The sequence below is a fragment of the Psychrobacillus sp. NEAU-3TGS genome (genome assembly GCF_029955155.1).
Taxonomy (GTDB): Bacteria; Bacillota; Bacilli; order Bacillales_A; family Planococcaceae; genus Psychrobacillus.
Genome location: NZ_JAPNOZ010000010.1, coordinates 416,641 through 433,985 on the forward strand (window position 1 = coordinate 416,641; position 17,345 = coordinate 433,985).

At 36.9% G+C, this 17,345-nt stretch carries 11 protein-coding genes and 1 pseudogene; 4 read left to right on the plus strand and 8 right to left on the minus strand.

Features of this window, described 5'->3' with window-relative positions; genetic code table 11:
• Positions 1–35: 35 nt before the first annotated feature.
• The gene (locus OR571_RS10610; protein ID WP_282242764.1) at positions 36–1,064 is read right to left on the minus strand and encodes a DctP family TRAP transporter solute-binding subunit; all 1,029 of its coding nucleotides are present in this window, start codon (positions 1,062–1,064) and stop codon (positions 36–38) included.
• Between the two features lie 337 nt (positions 1,065–1,401).
• Between OR571_RS10610 and OR571_RS10615 the strand changes: the two genes are divergently transcribed.
• Positions 1,402–1,899: a TRAP transporter small permease gene (locus tag OR571_RS10615; RefSeq protein ID WP_282242765.1), complete on the plus strand. Its 498-nt coding sequence runs from the start codon at positions 1,402–1,404 to the stop codon at positions 1,897–1,899.
• A complete protein-coding gene (locus OR571_RS10620) occupies positions 1,887–3,152 on the plus strand; it encodes a TRAP transporter large permease (protein ID WP_282242766.1) in 1,266 nt (421 codons plus the stop codon). The genes OR571_RS10615 and OR571_RS10620 overlap by 13 nt, the downstream gene beginning before the upstream one ends.
• A gap of 173 nt (positions 3,153–3,325) precedes the next feature.
• Here the strand turns inward: OR571_RS10620 and OR571_RS10625 are convergent, their stop codons facing one another.
• Together OR571_RS10625 and OR571_RS10630 are read right to left on the minus strand one after the other, a co-directional pair.
• Entirely contained in the window at positions 3,326–5,038 is a 1,713-nt protein-coding gene (locus OR571_RS10625) for a GMC family oxidoreductase (RefSeq protein ID WP_282242767.1), read from the minus strand.
• Positions 5,039–5,059: 21 nt separating this feature from the next.
• Positions 5,060–5,809, minus strand: a complete 750-nt coding sequence (locus OR571_RS10630) for a gluconate 2-dehydrogenase subunit 3 family protein (RefSeq protein ID WP_282242768.1) — start codon at positions 5,807–5,809, stop codon at positions 5,060–5,062.
• A 359-nt stretch (positions 5,810–6,168) separates the two neighbouring features.
• On the opposite strand from OR571_RS10630, the pseudogene OR571_RS10635 reads away from it, so the two are divergent.
• Positions 6,169–6,977 (plus strand): annotated as a pseudogene (locus OR571_RS10635) (alpha/beta fold hydrolase).
• 87 nt (positions 6,978–7,064) lie between these two features.
• Here the strand turns inward: OR571_RS10635 and OR571_RS10640 are convergent.
• From OR571_RS10640 to OR571_RS10660, 5 genes are all read right to left on the minus strand, one after another.
• Entirely contained in the window at positions 7,065–7,949 is an 885-nt protein-coding gene (locus tag OR571_RS10640; protein ID WP_282242769.1) for an NAD-dependent epimerase/dehydratase family protein, read from the minus strand.
• A 53-nt stretch (positions 7,950–8,002) separates the two neighbouring features.
• Positions 8,003–8,470: a nucleoside deaminase gene (locus OR571_RS10645; protein ID WP_282242770.1), complete on the minus strand. Its 468-nt coding sequence runs from the start codon at positions 8,468–8,470 to the stop codon at positions 8,003–8,005.
• 194 nt (positions 8,471–8,664) lie between these two features.
• Entirely contained in the window at positions 8,665–13,263 is a 4,599-nt protein-coding gene (locus tag OR571_RS10650; RefSeq protein WP_282242771.1) for an endonuclease, read from the minus strand.
• Between the two features lie 50 nt (positions 13,264–13,313).
• Positions 13,314–16,025 (minus strand): 5'-nucleotidase C-terminal domain-containing protein, encoded by a 2,712-nt coding sequence (locus OR571_RS10655; RefSeq protein ID WP_282242772.1) that lies wholly within the window; start codon positions 16,023–16,025, stop codon positions 13,314–13,316.
• 245 nt (positions 16,026–16,270) lie between these two features.
• A complete protein-coding gene (locus OR571_RS10660) occupies positions 16,271–16,750 on the minus strand; it encodes a metal-dependent hydrolase (RefSeq protein WP_282242773.1) in 480 nt (159 codons plus the stop codon).
• A gap of 178 nt (positions 16,751–16,928) precedes the next feature.
• Between OR571_RS10660 and OR571_RS10665 the strand changes: the two genes are divergently transcribed.
• Positions 16,929–17,336 (plus strand): hypothetical protein, encoded by a 408-nt coding sequence (locus OR571_RS10665; RefSeq protein WP_282242774.1) that lies wholly within the window; start codon positions 16,929–16,931, stop codon positions 17,334–17,336.
• The last annotated feature ends 9 nt before the right edge of the window (positions 17,337–17,345 follow it).

Below are 17,345 nucleotides of genomic sequence, written 5' to 3' on the forward strand. Positions count from 1 at the left end.
TTTACACGGCCCTATTGTCAGGTCGATTTGATTTTTTATTTCCCAGCATTTCTTGCTGCTTCAATTACATCCGCACCGATTTCATCCTCATATTCTTCATAAATAGGCTCTAGCACTTTTCTGAATTCTTCAATTTGCTCTGGTGTTAATTCAACAATTTCTACATTGCCTCTTTCTTTAATCGTTTCTAGTGCTTTTTCATTTAGACTTTTTGCTTCTGCTCGTGCCACTTCCGTACCTGCTGCCAATCCACCTTCTACTATTGCTTTTGTAGCGTCATTCATGCTGTCCCAGAATTTTGTGTTGGTAAATACAGCATAGTCCACGCGTGTATGGTTCATAACTGTCATATATTTTTGAACTTCGTCGAATTTTTTCGATTCAATATTACTAAATGTGTTTTCTTGTCCGTCTACTACCCCTTGGTCAAGAGCAGTGTATAATTCTCCAAAAGGAATCGACTCAGAACCTGCTCCAAGTGCCGTGTACATAGATTCTAATACTTGCCCACCTTGCGTACGGAATTTTAAACCTTTTAAATCCGCAGGTGAACTAATTGCGTGTTTACCGTTCGTTAAATGTTTTCCACCATTTGGCCACATAGATAACCCAAGAACACCATCATCTTTAAGACTTCCTAAAACTTCCTGTCCTTTTTCTCCATCCCAGAATGCAATCGCTTCGTCATCATCAGCAAATGCAAATGGAAGTGCAGGAACATTGAATTGTGGATTGTTTCCAACGAATTTTGTTAAGTCAGGTGCGATAAATTGAATATTATTTGCTACTAAGTTTTGGTATTCATCTTGATCTCCGAATAGGGAGCTATTTGGATAGATTTCTACTTTAATCTTGCCATCAGATTCTTTTTCAATATATTCTTTCATAGCTAGAGCACCCTGGTGCTTTGGCGTATTTTCTGCAACAACGTGAGAGAATTTAATCTTTAGTTCTTGGACCCCATCTCCACTTGCACCAGACACAGCAACTTTTTCATCACTTTGGCAAGCTGCTAATACGAATATAGATAGAACAAATAATAAAAATATAGATAACCTTTTCACAAAAATCCCCCTAATTTTTTTAGTGTTAAGACAATAATTCCGAGTATTGCATCTTAGTTGAAAGGGCTTTCAAACAAGCAATTTCATTTTACTTCTGCACACCACGCTTTCTTATTAACTTTTGTAAAGATTTAATAAGAGTTGTCTTACATGTTATGAATCTTGTTTATTGGATACAACTCAAGTAACAAATTATCACAACAAAAAACCAATGTAAAGAAAAATTAAAATATTTAGTATATTCTGCATTATAGTATTGTTTTTTGAATATTCCTATATTATCATTGTTGTGTAATCCTGTATCCGAAATACAAAATGACTAAAGGGAGGAAGTTTATTGAGAATTTTAAATTTCATTGAAAGCGCTTTATCGGGATTTTTTTTCCTTGTAGGTATTGGTATAAGTCTCTACTCCGTCTTCATGAGGTATGTAGTTGGGGCTTCCCAAAGCTGGGCAACAGAAGTTTATACAATGTTACTTGTATGGGCTATTTTCATCGGCTTTTCTACTGCTTTAAAAGAGGATAGACATATTGCCATTGAATTTCTTTATGACAAAGCGGGTCCGAAGATGAAAAATTTCTGTCAAGTTATTACTTTTGTTATCGGGATTGGTTTTAGTGTTTTTATCTTTTGGACAGGTTTAGAGATGGTATTAGTAGCGCACGAACAAGCTATTAAAACGATTGATCTTGGTTTCCCTATTTGGATCAACTACTTAATCATGCCAATCGCGGGTGCATTGTTATTTATACGCTTCTGTGAAAAAGCCTATAGATTTTTCGTTAAAAAAGAAGACGTTACGGGAGGAAGTGATTTAGAGTGGCAGCAATAATTGTTATTGTTTTATTGTTTGTATTAGCCTTTTTAAGAGTTCCTATCGCTATAAGCTTAGTAGTCTCGAGTATTACTGGTTTATTTTTGGTAGACTTCTCGCTTAACACAGTAATCCAAAAAATGTTTACGGGCGTAAATAGTACTACGTTAATGGCCATCCCTGGTTTCGTTTTCGCAGGATTAATAATGGCTAAGGGTGGAATTTCCAAATATTTGATCGAATGTATTAAAACTTGGGTAGGACATACAAAGGGTGGCTTATCTGTTGTTGCTGTTTTAGCGTGTATGGTTTTTGCTGCGATTTCTGGATCTAGCCCCGCTACAGCGGCAGCTATTGGAGCAATTATGATTCCAATGATGGTAAAAGCAGGATATGAAAAAGATTATGCAATGGGATTAGTGGCTGCAGCTGGGACACTAGGAATTCTAATTCCACCTTCTATCCCGCTTATTCTTTATAGCTCAGTTTCAGAAGAATCTACTGGGAAATTATTTTCAGCAGGTATTTTACCAGGAATATTGCTCGGCCTCGCACTAATGGTGTATGCAGTAATCGTGGCACATAAAAAAGGCTATGGTGGATTGGAAAAAGTGCCTTTAAATGAGCGATGGAAACCTACTATAAAAGCGATATGGGGATTAGTAATGCCTATCCTTATATTAGGGGCAATTTATAGTGGAGTTGTTACACCGACAGAAGCATCATTTCTAGCTTGTCTATATTCAATTATCGTTTCCATTTTTATCTACCGAGAATTAGATTGGGCTAAATTTAAACAGATATTATCAGAATCTGTTACTACTACATCGATGATCTTTTTAATTATTGCTTCTGCGCTGATACTAGGAATGTTTTTAACAACGGAACAAATTCCTCAAGAGTTTGCTACTTGGGTAAGTGATAGTGGATTTAACAAATGGACGTTTTTAATCATTATTAGTATTGTATTTTTTATACTTGGAATGTTCCTGGAGCCAACTGCAATCATCCTAATTACACTTCCAATTTTATTGCCAATTATTACAGCTTTGGATATCAACGTGATCCATTTCGCAATCATTATGGTAGTGAATATGGAGCTTGGTATGATTACACCACCAGTTGGACTCAACTTGTTCGTCGTCAGCGCCATAGCCGAGGAAAAAGTTGATCGTGTAATCAAAGGTGTAATACCATTTTTCGCCATCTTTGCGATTGTACTAGCGCTTATTATTATATTCCCTGAAATCTCATTATTACTTGCAAAATGATAGTAAGCCAAGAACCATTGGACTTCTAAAATCCTAGGTTCTTGGCTTTGTTTTGTTATTATGTCAAAACAACCAGCTAGTTGTCAGGTATTTAACGAAATGAAAAGAAAGATGCTATTCCCGATAAAATATCGTGAGATAGCATCTATTATTTAACACTGATTCATGTTCTATTAAACGAGTGATCCACCCGATTTACTGTATTTAATAATACCTTCTGCGCTCTTGTATGCTAATGCCCCTACAGTTCCAGTCGGATTGTATCCACCGTTATGTGGGAAATTACCAGCTCCAACAACAAATAGATTCTCAGCATCCCAATGCTGTAAGTAAGTATTAACTACGCTATTATCAGGACTTGCTCCCATAATCGTACCACCCGTATTATGTGTTGTCTGATAACCGACAATATCATAGTCAGTAATAGGATTTTTACCTTCGACTGTTTTTGCACCCATTTCTTTCATGATATTCTGCGTAACTTCGGTGATATACTTATGCAAAGCACGGTCTTGTTCGGTAAAGTTATAAGTCATTTGAAGAAGTGGTAATCCATAAGCATCTTTATAGGTACTATCTAAAGAAAGGAAGTTTTCTTTATGTGGCATGGATGCACCTTGGGTTCCAATTCCTAATGTACGAGTAAAGTTATGAATAGAGTTCTTTTTGAATTCTGCTCCCCATGTAGGCGTATCACGTGGGATTGGATTGGTTTCAATCGGTCTAGAACCTGTTTGAGTAATGGAAATACTACCACCATGAATAAAATTCAAATCACTATGGTCGAAATTATCGCCATTAAAATCATCAATCGTCATACCAAGAGCTCCCGCACCCATAAATGTATTCATTTGCTCATCAAAATAACCTGTGGCACCAGGAAGAATTTGATAGCAATAATTCTTACCTAGTGTACCTCTTCCTGTGTCCGGATTATATTGTTCACCTATGTTAGATACCATTAAAAGTTTTGCATTATTCATCACATAACTTGATAGGACAACTACTTCTGCTTCTTGGATAAATTCCTCACCAGAAAGTGTGTCTAAGTATTTAACGCCGGATACTTTATTGCCGTTTTTAATCACTTCCACGACATTTGATCGGAATCGCATTTCAAAGTTATTCGTTTTCTCTGCCGTCGGTATTACAGTTATTTCCGGAGAACTCTTTGCACCATATTCACAGCCGAAACGCTCACAGAAACCACAATATTGGCAACTATTAATCGCTGCTCCATCTGGATTCGTATAAGGCTCAGACAAATTGGCTGAAGGCAGCATAAACGGATTATAACCCATTTTCTTTGTAGCGCTTTCAAACTTCTTTAAGATTGGTGTCTTTTTCATCGGTGGTGTTGGGAATGGTTGAGCACGTTTCCCCCAAAAAGGATTTGTATCTTCCCCAGAAATTCCAAGCGTTTGTTCATATTTATAAAAATAAGGTTCTAACTCATCATAAGTAACTCCCCAATCTTGCAGCAAATAATCTTTCGATAATTTATTGGGTCCATACTTTTCATCCGTCATCGTTTTAATTTGAAAATCATAGGGTAAGAATCTCCATGAATGTCCATTCCAATGCGTCCCGGAACCTCCAAGTCCCTCACCAAGTAAAAAAGAGCTTAATTGACGCATTGGGAGCGCTGGCATTTTACGGTGATTTCGAATAGTAATCGTTTCTTTTGAAAGGTTTTGCATCAACTCATATCGAACCGCATAACGATATTCGTCATGAACCTTCAAATAATCTTCCGTGTTTCGCGCTTCTCCTCTCTCTAAACCAAGAACTTTTAAACCCGCTTTCGCACATTCAGCAGCAATTATACCACCTGTCCATCCTAATCCAACAACAACAACATCTACTTTTGGTAATGTAGTAGCCATTCGTAATACCCCTCTCTATTCTTACATGCTGCCAAGTGACTTTGGCTCGATTTTTTGGAATTCTTCTTTTTCAATTACAGCAATATAGGACATTTGGTGTCCTGGAAACCCTTTCATTCTCCATCCGTCCATATTATTGTTTCCGCTATACATCGGATCAGAATAAGCACCTTCTAAAGTTGCAGATCGAAGCATTCGGAAGAAAAATGCGGCTGTCGTTCCGGACATTTTCACTTCATCCTTTGAAAAAGCAGTTAAAATTTCATCCATTTGCTCCGGCTCAAGACTTGAGAATCCGTTATCAAATCTTTTATTAGCCTCTTCTTCCAGTTTCTCAATACCTTGCTTAAACACATCAGCGCGCGTTAAACGGCTTTGGTATCCTTGTGTTGGAGCACCTACCGCAAATGGCCCGTGCATATACTCTTTCGAGTTGCTTCCATACTGACCAGCTAATTGACGATCAATAAAATAAGGGACTCCTAACTCAATTGCACCTGGTCCTAAATCGTCTTTAGGAAAAATACGTTCTGTCGCATTCGAAAGCACTTCAAAATCTCGGTTGTTCTTAAAAAATTGGAACCCAGCATTCGCGTGTTGAGTATGATCACTTGGACTAGTTCCTTTCGGTGTAGTAGCTGATTTGTTGTCATTGACGTTATAACCAACCAATCCACCGATTAATCCCCCACCAATTAAAGCTCCAGCGGCAACTCCCGACGTTTTTAAAAAGTCTCTTCTCGTTGAAAGATTTTTCTTTTCTTCTGGCATACTCATAGTCTCCTTAAAAATAGTGATTTCAAAAAATACCTACTCCCTAAAAGCATAGACAAATATAACCAAACTCAATCACTATTGATAATATTTTTTCTATAATTGCAATTTTACAACCGCTAATCTTTACCCTAAACTTTTTACGTTAAACATAAAAAGTCACATTTTACTTCCTCACTAACATCTCGAACTAGGTCTGATAGCCTTTCATTTCTGTTTTTACAATATGAACCTAACTTCCTAACACTTTTAGTGCCAAGTAAATGTAGCGCAACATCACTTACTAGTGCATATCCCATTTTAATCGTTCATACATTAGTAAAGTCGGTATAAAGCTGCTCATTGGAGGAATACGAATGGGTTATTACGTGAAAGTGGAAAAAGGCGTTAATATTTTTGTGGAGGATATTAACACAACTTCGAATAAGACGATTTTGTTTGTTCACGGTTGGCCCGCGAATCATCGAATGTTTGAGTATCAATTCAATCAGCTTCCAGCGATGGGCTATCGCTGTATTGGAATTGATATTCGGGTTTTGGGAAATCGAGTAAACCGTGGAGCGGCTATTCCTATGATCGATTGGCAGACGATATCCGTATCATTATTGATACACTAGGTCTGGAAGATATAACACTAGCTGGGCACTCAATGGGAGGAGCTATTTCCATTCGATACATGGCTAGATATAGTGGTTATAAAGTGGCAAAACTTGCGTTAATAGGCGCTGCTGCTCCAGCTTTTACAAGACGACAAAATTTTCCTTACGGAAAAACAGTGGAGGAAGTAGATAAACTAATAGAAGAAACTTACACAGATCGCCCTAAAATGCTAAGTAATTTTGGAGATATCTTTTTTGCACGCTACTTATCAAAAGATTTTATTGATTGGTTTCACGATCTTGGATTAGCTGCATCTGGAAACGCTACGGCGAAATGTTTGGTTTCCCTTCGAGATGAGGATCTTCGTAATGACCTACGACATATAAATGTTCCGACGGCTATTTTGCATGGAAAACAAGATAAAGTATGCCCCTATGATTTTGCCGAATTAATGCATCGTAGTATTAAAGGCTCTATATTAATACCGTTTGAATTCAGTGGACATGGTTTATTTTATTGTGAGATGGATAAATTCAACGAGGAACTTGCGAAGTTTATAGGTTGAAAAAAGCTATTTCACAAAGAGGTTTCTATTTGTGAAATAGCTTTTGTTTGTTAGAATAAATGCTAATTTGAGTAAGGTCGATTATCTTTAATTAGACTCCAAAATTTCTTCGATGAGCACTGGCAGCCATTCTTCCAAATCTCTAAACTGAAAGCCCAAGTTTCTAGCCTTTTCATTGTCCATTAACCAAGACGCTGAAATATTAAACGGCGAAACATTGGTTTCATTTGGTATAGAAGTAATGATCGCAGAAGTTTGTGTCTTTTCTTCTATAGTAGTGATTAGGTCGCTTAACTTAACTTTCCCGTTAGATAAGGCATTAATTGGACCAGTAAATTCTGAAAGACCAATCCATGCTAAGAATTTCCCTGCTTCTTCTTCCGTAATAAAATCAATGCTGGCTTCTGGATTTACTAAGTGGATCTCCTCATGATTGCGAATTTTTTCAATATGAAAATGAAGGCGTTTTGTATAATCATTCAAACCCAACACGATAGGAAATCTCACCGCTACCACAGGAAATGGTGCTTTTTGAAAAAATACAGCTTCCGCTTGCCTTTTTCCTTCATTATAGGAAAAATCCTCTTTTGGCCCTTGAATGATAGTATGTTTCCATGGATCGAAATCCTCTTCAACATAACCTACTTCTCCGTTCCCCGCATCGTAAACTGACTTAGAAGAAGTGAACACATACTTTTTCGTCTTATCTTGAAACACTCCTATCGCATCCATTGCTTCTTGAGAAGAATAACAAATTTGATCAAAAATAATATCCCATGTTTCATTGCCGCACTGCTTCTTAAGTTCCACCACATTCAATCGATCGACTATGATTCTATTCACACGTGTTGAAAAAGGATCCTGCGTATTACCTCTTGTCGCGATCGTCACCTCAAAACCTTTCGCTAACAATGCTTCTACTAAATGCACTCCGAAAAACCTTGTGCCCCCTAATACTAGTGCTTTCCTCATTTGCTTATCCCCTTTGTTTTATTTATTGCTCTAATATCAACCTATTAAAGCACTTAAGACAGATTCGTTTTATTAAAATCTCCCCATAAGATCATTGGATTCTCCATTTCTTCTTCAAGCTCCATACTAACCATCGGCAACATTCTATCTTCTGGTTCCTTTTGTAAGTCTTCATAAATAACTGCCGATTTCCCAAGACCCACACTTTTTGCCTCTTCCAAACTTGCACAATAATAAACTCTCTCTACTCCAGCAAAATGCATTGCTGCAAAACACATCGGACATGGAAATCCACTTGCATACATTGTAGTGCCAGATAAATCATTCGTTTGTAAGTACTGTTGTGCACGACGAATAGCCAGCAACTCAGCGTGCCCACTGATATCGTACTTCATATGAAGCTCATTTACCCCATCACCAAGCACCTCTCCATTCTTAACAAGAACTGCACCAAAAGGCTGTCCCCCATCTCGAACATTTTCGATAGCCAATTTAACCGCACGCTTCATAAAGTTTTCCATGATAAAGTCTCCTCCCTTTGAAAATATCATATCATTCTATTAAGGATTCCCGGCAATTTTAATATAGTTTTTAATTCTTGTACTTCACAATGCTTTTTGTTCTTTGCCTTCGACTTTTCTATTGCTGCTTTTGCTTAATGTAAAAAAGAAGTGTTACTGGCGCCAAGCTCCATAACACTTCTTTATTCTTTAATTTATGAAGCCTTTTGATTAGTGGATGAGCTTGTTTGCCCCCAAATTAATTGCACCCATTCCGGATGATCGATAAATGGATTTCGATTTCCTTGCCATTTTTGAATGATATTATTTCTATTTCTTTCAACTTCATCAACCGGATCTTGAAGATGCCATTGTAAAAGAACTGAAAGTTTCCCGTGATAAGGATTTTTTCCGTTATTAAGCTTTTCGTTTAATTCTAAATCTACTTTATCTCCTTTTTCATAGCGAGTAGCCATGTAGAAGAGAATTCTTGCAACATCACCTTTTACGCGATTAGGTGGCTCAAATGAATTTGAAGTTTTTAAACATCCATTACATCCGTTAACTGGGCTTCCCCCATTATCAAAATCTAAATTTCCTCTAGCGCTATTCACTTGTACATCCGTAGCACGTAGGTGATGGATATCAGTACCGGGTCCTTTACTTGTCCCAAAGTCTCCGTGTGATTTAGCCCATGTATGTTCACGATTCCATTGTCCTACATTACCACCGTTACTATTTTTTGAACGGGATACTCCTGAGTAAAATAAAATAACGTTATTCTTATTGTTCGGATCTTCATCCGTCTCTTTTAAAGCTTCCCATACTTGATCATAAGATAGTTGTGTATGATCATCGATAATTTCATGTAGCGCAGCTTTCAAGGCTTGTCCTTCTTTGCCAAAAGCATCTTTGTAATAGTCATCCACAGGGGAACCAGCAGTAGTCACATTTACGCTAAAATTCGTAGTTACACTTTTTTCACCATCTGTTGCAGTAACCCCAACAATATGAGTACCTAATTCAAGCTTTAATGTTAATGTGTCTGCTTCAACAGTCCCTTTTGTTGATGTAAAAGTTAGTTTATCATTGTCTGGATCAGAAAAATGATCTGTCAATAAGATGGATGCTGTTTCTCCAACTCTAACGTCTAGGTTAGATATAGCTTTTTTTACAATCGGTGCTTTATTTTCACCAGGTAAAGAAGGAACCTCAATGGGTTCCCCTTTAACATTTGTAAATTTAATTGTTTCTGCATTTGCACCGTTAATAAATTCAATTTCTTGAATGTTTTCGGCTCCGCGGATTTCTTTTACATTAGTACCATCAATGATTAACTTTTGCACATTTGTTCCTTTGAAATCAATAATCGCACCAGCATTTACAGGTTTGATCGTTACAGAATGCTCCGCAAAACCTTCACCTTGAAATTCTGCGTACGCTCCTTTGAAAAGGATTCCTTCTGTAATAACTGACTTGTCATCGAGTTTAACAGATACGCTTGGTTGCCCAATCGTCAATTTCTTAGTTTTAAGATTTTTGAAGTCATATTCTTTTTCTGCTTTAATCGGTTCTTCTACATCTTCAGCTAGTAAATCAATTTGAACCATTACTGGATCATGATCGCTTGCGCGTCCAGCCATATCCGTAAAGTCTGCGTTTATATGAAGAATATCAATTTTAGTTTTTGATTCTAAGTTCTTAGTAACTAAAATATGATCTAAAACTTGTGAATTACCTTGATACAAATATGTGTAACGATCAGCAGTTTCTACTTTGTTAATCATATTTGTCATTAAGCTGCCCTCATGGATTTTTAATGATTGAGAGAATTGATAATCATTAAAGTCTCCTAAAGAAACAACATTTGCATCTGGATTTTTTGTTTTAATATCTTCTACAAAGTTATATACGATATTCGCAATTTTATGGCGTTGCGTTTCACTATCATATTTCGGAGGTTGAATAGATCCAAATAAAGGAGTATCTCCAGACTTCGAATTCCAGTGATTCGCTATTACAATAACACTTTCACCTTTAAAATCAAACTGTGCTGCTAATGGTTTGCGGCTGCTATTAAATGCACTATTTGTAGGGTCAATGCGTCCTGGATTAAGTGTTAACTTTCCATCTTGGTAACCTACAGCTGTAGTCGCATTTCCAGAAGAGATACCTTCTGTTAATTTCACACGTTCCGGATTATAAAGGAACCCGACACGGATATTAGCATTTGGCGCACCACCATCTTGATTGTTCACAGGGTCAATATTTACATACTTATATTGAGCTCCGCCTGCAGCTTTTATTGCCGCAATCAATCTTGCATAGCTTTGGTCTGCTTTTGAGTCTCCAGAATCTTCCCCATTATTATCTTGAACTTCCGTGACACCAACAATATCAGGACTTTGCATATCATTAGCGATTGCTCTTGCTAATTTACTAGCTTTATCATTGGAAGTAGATTTTGTATTATTTGAGAAGTTTTCTAAGTTATAAGATGCAATCGTTAATTTATCTTCTGATTTAGCAATTGTTGTCTTCTCAGGTTTTGCAGTTCCTTTTGTATGAGCAGCTTTCATTTCATCTAAAGAAACATAGATTTTAAAGTTTTGGAATGAATAGCCCACTACTCCAGTAATCGGACCATTAAACTTATCCCCCGTTGCAACTTCAAAATCACGACCAGGACCATTAGGTTCTAAACGGAATTGTATACGATTTGGATTTTGGTTACCCTCTTCATATAATACACCGCCATGAAGAGAATTCGTTGGCGCGTTTTCTAGAAGTGTAACAAGGTCTCCATGCTCTTGCGGTGCTACTGCTTTCACATTTCCAACTTCCACTCGCATTCCTTCAATGCTTTCCCAGAAATCAATTGCATCTACAGTCGGATTGAAAACAGTTAGATTATCACTATCAATTTTTGCTAATGCCATTTTTGTTTCATCGATGATGATTGGCGCTGGTAAAGTAACACCATTTTTTATAACTTCAACTTTTCCACCTTGATCATTTCTAACGTTGATTTGTGTGGTTTTCAAGTCAGTTTGGTTAGCATCAGAATATCCATCATATGCATATTCGCTCACTTTCCCAGTGACAGATACTAGATCACCTACTTTAATCGGCCATTTGTTTTTACCACTATAAAGTAAAATTGCTTCCGAGGTATTTGGATCATTATCCGCTAACTCATCTGGTGTTTGGATATGATAATAAGTTGAACCACTTAATTCAAATGAGTAAGTAACAACCCCTTGAATCCCTTCTACTGTTTTTCCATCGAATGAAGTAGCGTGTCCTGCTCCTTGTATATCGTGAATTTGAAGACTATCTGTAATCTTATATTCAAAAGACTTCACTTCAGAAGATCCTTCAGCAGTTATTACTACGGCTTTAATTGTTGTATCTTTTTTAATCTCGATAGGTGCAGTATATTTGGTGCTTTCTTTCGTTGGTTCAGTTCCATCTTCTGTGTAATAAATCTCTGCACCTACAGTTGTAGTGGACAGTGTAACTGTTGTACCACCGACAAATGTTCCACTACCTGGATTTGCTATAACCGGTTGCAAAATGGAACTATCAGAAACGATATCTTGCACTGACCGAGGGATGATTTGATAATCTGAATCAAACTGTTGAACAATACCAGTAATAGATTCATATGTGTTACCTACAATCAAACCTAAAGAACCATTTTCATCACGGACGATGAATTCAGTTACTCCATCAGTTGCTGTATAGTTTCCTGCATTTACTGATTTTAATGTAATATTTTTTGCTTGCACTAGAAGTGATTCATTGTTTTCAGATACCTCTGCACCTGTAACTATTTTTGGTGATGGCGCTCCTACATTTCCTGACTTATTCACAATAGTTGCTCCATCTAATTGAAGAAGTCCACGATAATCTGCTAATTTACCAGTGAGGACCACTTCATCCCCTACAGTTAAAGGCAGGCTAGTAGGGCGTACGGCAATACCACCTGTAGAATCTTGAATCGAAATAGTATTCTTTAAGTTTGCAGCTACTATTCCTTTAACAGTTACTGTTTGGCCAAGGGCTGTAGCACGTGCCTCTGCAATTGATACTGTCCCTTCTTCACTTAATACTGTATAACTAAACTCAGCAACCACACTGTTTTCAAGTCCCTCTTTTATAGCGATAGCTTTAATCGTCATATCTTTGTCAATGACGATCGGAGCTTCGTATTTAGTACTGGAAACTGTTGGTTCTGATTCATTAGTTGTATAGTAAATTGATGCTCCTTCTGTTTTCGTTGATAGAATAATTTCAGTGTTTTTTGGAACGCTTGAAGACGGTATAGACACTGTAACAGCTTCTACTTTGTTTTCTACTGGTGGTTCTCCGCCATCATCCACAAAAGAAATTGCAGTCGGTGATTTTAACCCTGCATGATTGCCAAAGTATTTTTCAAGAGAACCAGAAATCTGTACTTTCTTTCCTAGGTTTCCTGGCTTAGCTTTAAGTCCAAATTCTGCTCTATATGCAGCAGTCAACTGAACGTAAAGCATTTTTGATACATCTGTTTCGTTTGCAGAACTTGCTATAGCAAAGTTAACATCATCATTAGCGGTCGGCGTTACGGATGTTTCACTTCTAATATAGCCAACAATGTACCCTACTACCGAAACATTTTTCTTACCTGCTACATCAAATTGAGCAATTGCCTCATCTACTGTTAACTCTCCAGCGGCTATTGCTTGTTGAGAAGTAAACGGAGTAATTAAACTGATAATCAAAAGAAATATTAAACCAATATTTATGGTTTTCCTCTTATACTGTTTCATTATTTGGCTCCTATCATTTTCTATTTTTGATAATTACCTCAACTATTAAATTAAAGAATCATTTCACCATCAATCGTTATTCCGTCGAAGTTCACAATTTTCCCACCTAGTCCAGTAAAGTCTGCATCCCCTTCAACTGTTATATTAGAAAAAGAAATACTTCCACTTGGATTACCGGTAAGGATTAAGTCACCTTTGATTACTGCATTTTCAAGTTTAGCAACATTTGTCACGGATACGGTAACGTCGCCATTGTACACTTTTGGTGCTTCAGGTGTACCGGAGAAATCTTCTGGTGCAATATCTCCCCCTGGAAGTTCAGTCCCAGGTTCATTACTTGCAACGTCAACAATACGTCCCTCTACTTTTGGATCAACATTTACCAAGCTTGCAATATGGTCACGTAAATTTTCCCAGTCAGATAGCCCTAAATCTGTAACTCTTCCCTCTTCATATGCTTTTTTCAGCACATCGTAGCCATCTCCACCTTTTGCTGTAAAGGCATTGGTTGCAACTACATATTTTTCGTCATCTTTAATTTCTACATAGCTATCATTTGCCGCTTTATATTTAATAGAAACTACACGCTTTCCTACCGGCTTAGATGAATCGAATTCTACTTTTGCACCTGATACATGAAGAAAACCACCATTTTCTTTTGGAAATTCTTTGAAACTAGTTTCAAATGTTGCTTTTAGTTCTGCACCAGTAAGCTCCACTGTCGCTAATGTATTTCCAAATGGAAGTACTGTAATAACTTCACCTACTGTTATCGGACCTTGGTTAATCCCCGCTCTTATCCCTCCACCATTTTGGAATGCCATAACGACATCTTCGTTATACACTTTGGCTTTTTTTAGCATGCCATCTGTAATCAGATTTCCAAGTGGAGTTTCATTACTTCTTACACTTATATTACTTTCTGCGCTTGATCTAGGATTTTCTAACGCTTTTACAGCAGTTGCACCAGTAGGCTGTTCTTTCAACTCTTTAATTTTATCCGAGTATTTTTTCAACAATTGAGCTGCTTCTGCATCCTCTTGTTTAGCGTTGACACTTATTAACTCGCCTGCATGTTTTACTACTCTTCCATATTTATCAAACTCTACATCTAATGTCCCTAGAAATTCACTGTATTGATAAGCTTGCACGATAACGGTCGGATCTTTTGCTTTTCCATTTAGATCTTTATTTACTACTACCGGTTTTTCTAGTTTTGTATGACTATGACCTCCTACAATAACATCGATACCTGCAACTTTTGCAGCCAATTGCAAGTCATTGTCATAAGCTGGATTATCATCATATCCTAGGTGAGTCACCGCAATAACTTTGTTAACTCCTTGCTTTTGGAACTCATCAACCATTGTTTGAGCTGCTTTTACATAGTCTGTAAAAGTTACCTTTTCTGGGCTAGAGATATCTTTTGTCTCTGCAGTTGTTAATCCGAACAAACCTACTTTTTGACCGTTTACAACTTTAATAATGCCACTATAAATTTGACTATTTTTTGCATCACTTGATATCTTCACATTGAATAAGCCTTTTAAATCGTCATCCTGTGAAAAATCAACATTGGAGCTGACAATTGGGAAATTAGCTTTTTTTATAAACTCTGCTAAAGCTTTGTGACCTTCCGCTCCTGAACCAAGATCGAACTCGTGGTTTCCAAGTGTCATCACATCATATTTCATCAGATTCATAAACTCTAGATCAGCTTGTCCCTTAAATTCATTAAAATATAAAGTTCCTGAGAATACATCCCCTGCATCTATTAATAGGGCAGATGGTTTTGCTTTACGAACATCCTTGACTGCTGTAACTCGTTTTGCCACATTATCCAAGTTAGCGTGTGTATCGTTCGTATGCATTAATGATAAATTGAAGTTAGAGCCAGTATTACCGCCACCGCCTCCACTGTTCCCACCTCCGCTATTACCTCCACCATTGTTTCCGCCACCAGTAGTAGGTGGAGTAGTAGGTGGAGTAGTAGGTGTGATTATGACAACTCCTGCTTTTTTACTTACCGCTTCTATTTTTTCTAATAATTCTTTCATCATTGGAAGGTGCTCAGTTGGTGGCAACCTATAAAGTAAAGGTTTAATTGTCTCTAAAACTCTTATAGCTTCAGCAGATTTTCCCGCAGCTAACAATTTATCTGCTTCTTGTACTTTCATATAAACTGTCACAGGCACCATTAGCTGATCACGCTTAAGGTTCGCTGGGTCTTTATATTGTTTTAACAATAAATCCCTTGCAGCTTTACCTGTAAAACGATAAAGTATCGCTGTACGGCTTTTTAATTGAACGGATAGCTTGTGATATAAATTTTCTACTTTCGCCCAGTCTCTTTCAGCCTCTGCCTTCTTGATATCTGCCATAATCGGCGTTAGATATTTGTCTGCATAATTGTAAGCGTCAATATAAGGTATAATTCCTTTTGTAATACGTTCTTCATATAAAGCGTCTAAATCTTTTAACAAAGTATCTTTATTTTTTGCATCTGATTTCAAGATTGCTTTTCTAGCTTTTTGGTAATTTGCTTTTGCCAAATTCAATGCTGGGTACAAATCTAAACTTGTTGCGAGTTTTCCATTTTGTGAAGGCACTACATAAGCATAAGCCGCCTCCTTCATATCTATTCTCGCCTGGTCGACAATTTCTTGCAATGAACTATTAGCGAAACTAACACTTGTTGAAGTTAATAAGGATGTTGCAAGAACTGTTGCAATTACAGACTTTTTTACCGTATTCCTATTCATAATTTCCCTCCTAGTATTATTTCTGCTAGGCGTATTCTATTTAATAACTTCCAATTGTAGTTAATAAATAGAATAATCAAGCAACTACTCTATTATAATTAAAATAGAACTTTAATACAAACAGAATATTGTGAAATATTTGTAAAGTTAAATTAACAATACGTTTACATAAATTAAAAAAGCTATTCCACATAGACCCCCTAAGTGAAATAGCTTTTTTCTTTTATAAACATTCTGCTTCGGAACTAAAAATAACTACTAAAAACCCCATATCCAAAATAAACCGTAAGTAGCGATAATGCAGCAAACACTACATCTTCCACTGCTCCTCCAGTTTTCGTTGTAATCGGGAAACGCACCGTTACTTTAATCGGATACAATAATTTGATCCCGTTTTTCGTAGCCATATCCAAAATATAATGGCTCACCATTCCTACTAAGATTCCCGCTATGATAGATTCATTTGTTACGAATGAATTTAAAAGTATCCCAATAAGAAACAAAAACAATAAACTATGCGTAAAGGAACGGTGACCAAAAAGGGTGCTAATAATTTTAGAGAGTAAAGGCAATTTCCGCCCGATTTTACTACCTCCATGGCATATATCTGGTATCAAAGCACCAACAACCCCAGCGCCAACTAAAAGGACAGTTTCATAATTTGAAGTTTGGGCAAAAGCAAGACTTGCTGTAATTCCGCCAATGATGTGAGTCTTTCCTGTCATGCTTCTTTTTTCTCCTTTTATACATAAACTAAATTACTATTTTACACTATTTTTCCAACAGACTAAATAGGCTATCAGTAATCATTAATTTAGAAATTGCCACTCATGAAAATGTTTGGCGGCTATTTGAAATGGGTATCATATAAAAACAATACATTACATTTAGGGAGTGACGAAGATGAATAAAACTAGATGTGCCTTATTAATTGGAGGAATTGCTGCACTATCATATGCCTATTTCACTAAAATTGAAAATAGAGACCAAGCAATAACAACTTTGAAAAATACAAAAACAAAAATCAATTCTTATACGGATACAAAAAAACATAAGCCAACACAAATGACGAAAGCTGGTTTCTCAGATCCTAAAGACCCAGACGACAATCGTATGGTGGAAGAAGGAGCCATGACAAGTGTTCAGTATTACAATGAAAAAGTACAAGAGCCCGATTCTAAATCAGCAGCAAAAAATGCTTTTCCAAAATCTCAACAAAAAAAACTTCCTAAAAATGAAGAATCTTTACCAGAAGCTAATAACCAATCACCTGCAAAACAACAAAATACCAACCATAATGCAAAAGACTAAAAAAGCGGC

What these genes read in the sequence shown, in the direction of transcription:
- OR571_RS10625 (WP_282242767.1), bottom strand. Translation starts at nt 5,038, where the DNA reads ATGGCTACTACATTACCAAAAGTAGATGTTGTTGTTGTTGGATTAGGA.
- OR571_RS10630 (WP_282242768.1), bottom strand. Translation starts at nt 5,809, where the DNA reads ATGCCAGAAGAAAAGAAAAATCTTTCAACGAGAAGAGACTTTTTAAAA.
- OR571_RS10640 (WP_282242769.1), bottom strand. Translation starts at nt 7,949, where the DNA reads ATGAGGAAAGCACTAGTATTAGGGGGCACAAGGTTTTTCGGAGTGCAT.
- OR571_RS10645 (WP_282242770.1), bottom strand. Translation starts at nt 8,470, where the DNA reads ATGGAAAACTTTATGAAGCGTGCGGTTAAATTGGCTATCGAAAATGTT.
- OR571_RS10650 (WP_282242771.1), bottom strand. Translation starts at nt 13,263, where the DNA reads ATGAAACAGTATAAGAGGAAAACCATAAATATTGGTTTAATATTTCTT.
- OR571_RS10655 (WP_282242772.1), bottom strand. Translation starts at nt 16,025, where the DNA reads ATGAATAGGAATACGGTAAAAAAGTCTGTAATTGCAACAGTTCTTGCA.
- OR571_RS10660 (WP_282242773.1), bottom strand. Translation starts at nt 16,750, where the DNA reads ATGACAGGAAAGACTCACATCATTGGCGGAATTACAGCAAGTCTTGCT.
- OR571_RS10665 (WP_282242774.1), top strand. Translation starts at nt 16,929, where the DNA reads ATGAATAAAACTAGATGTGCCTTATTAATTGGAGGAATTGCTGCACTA.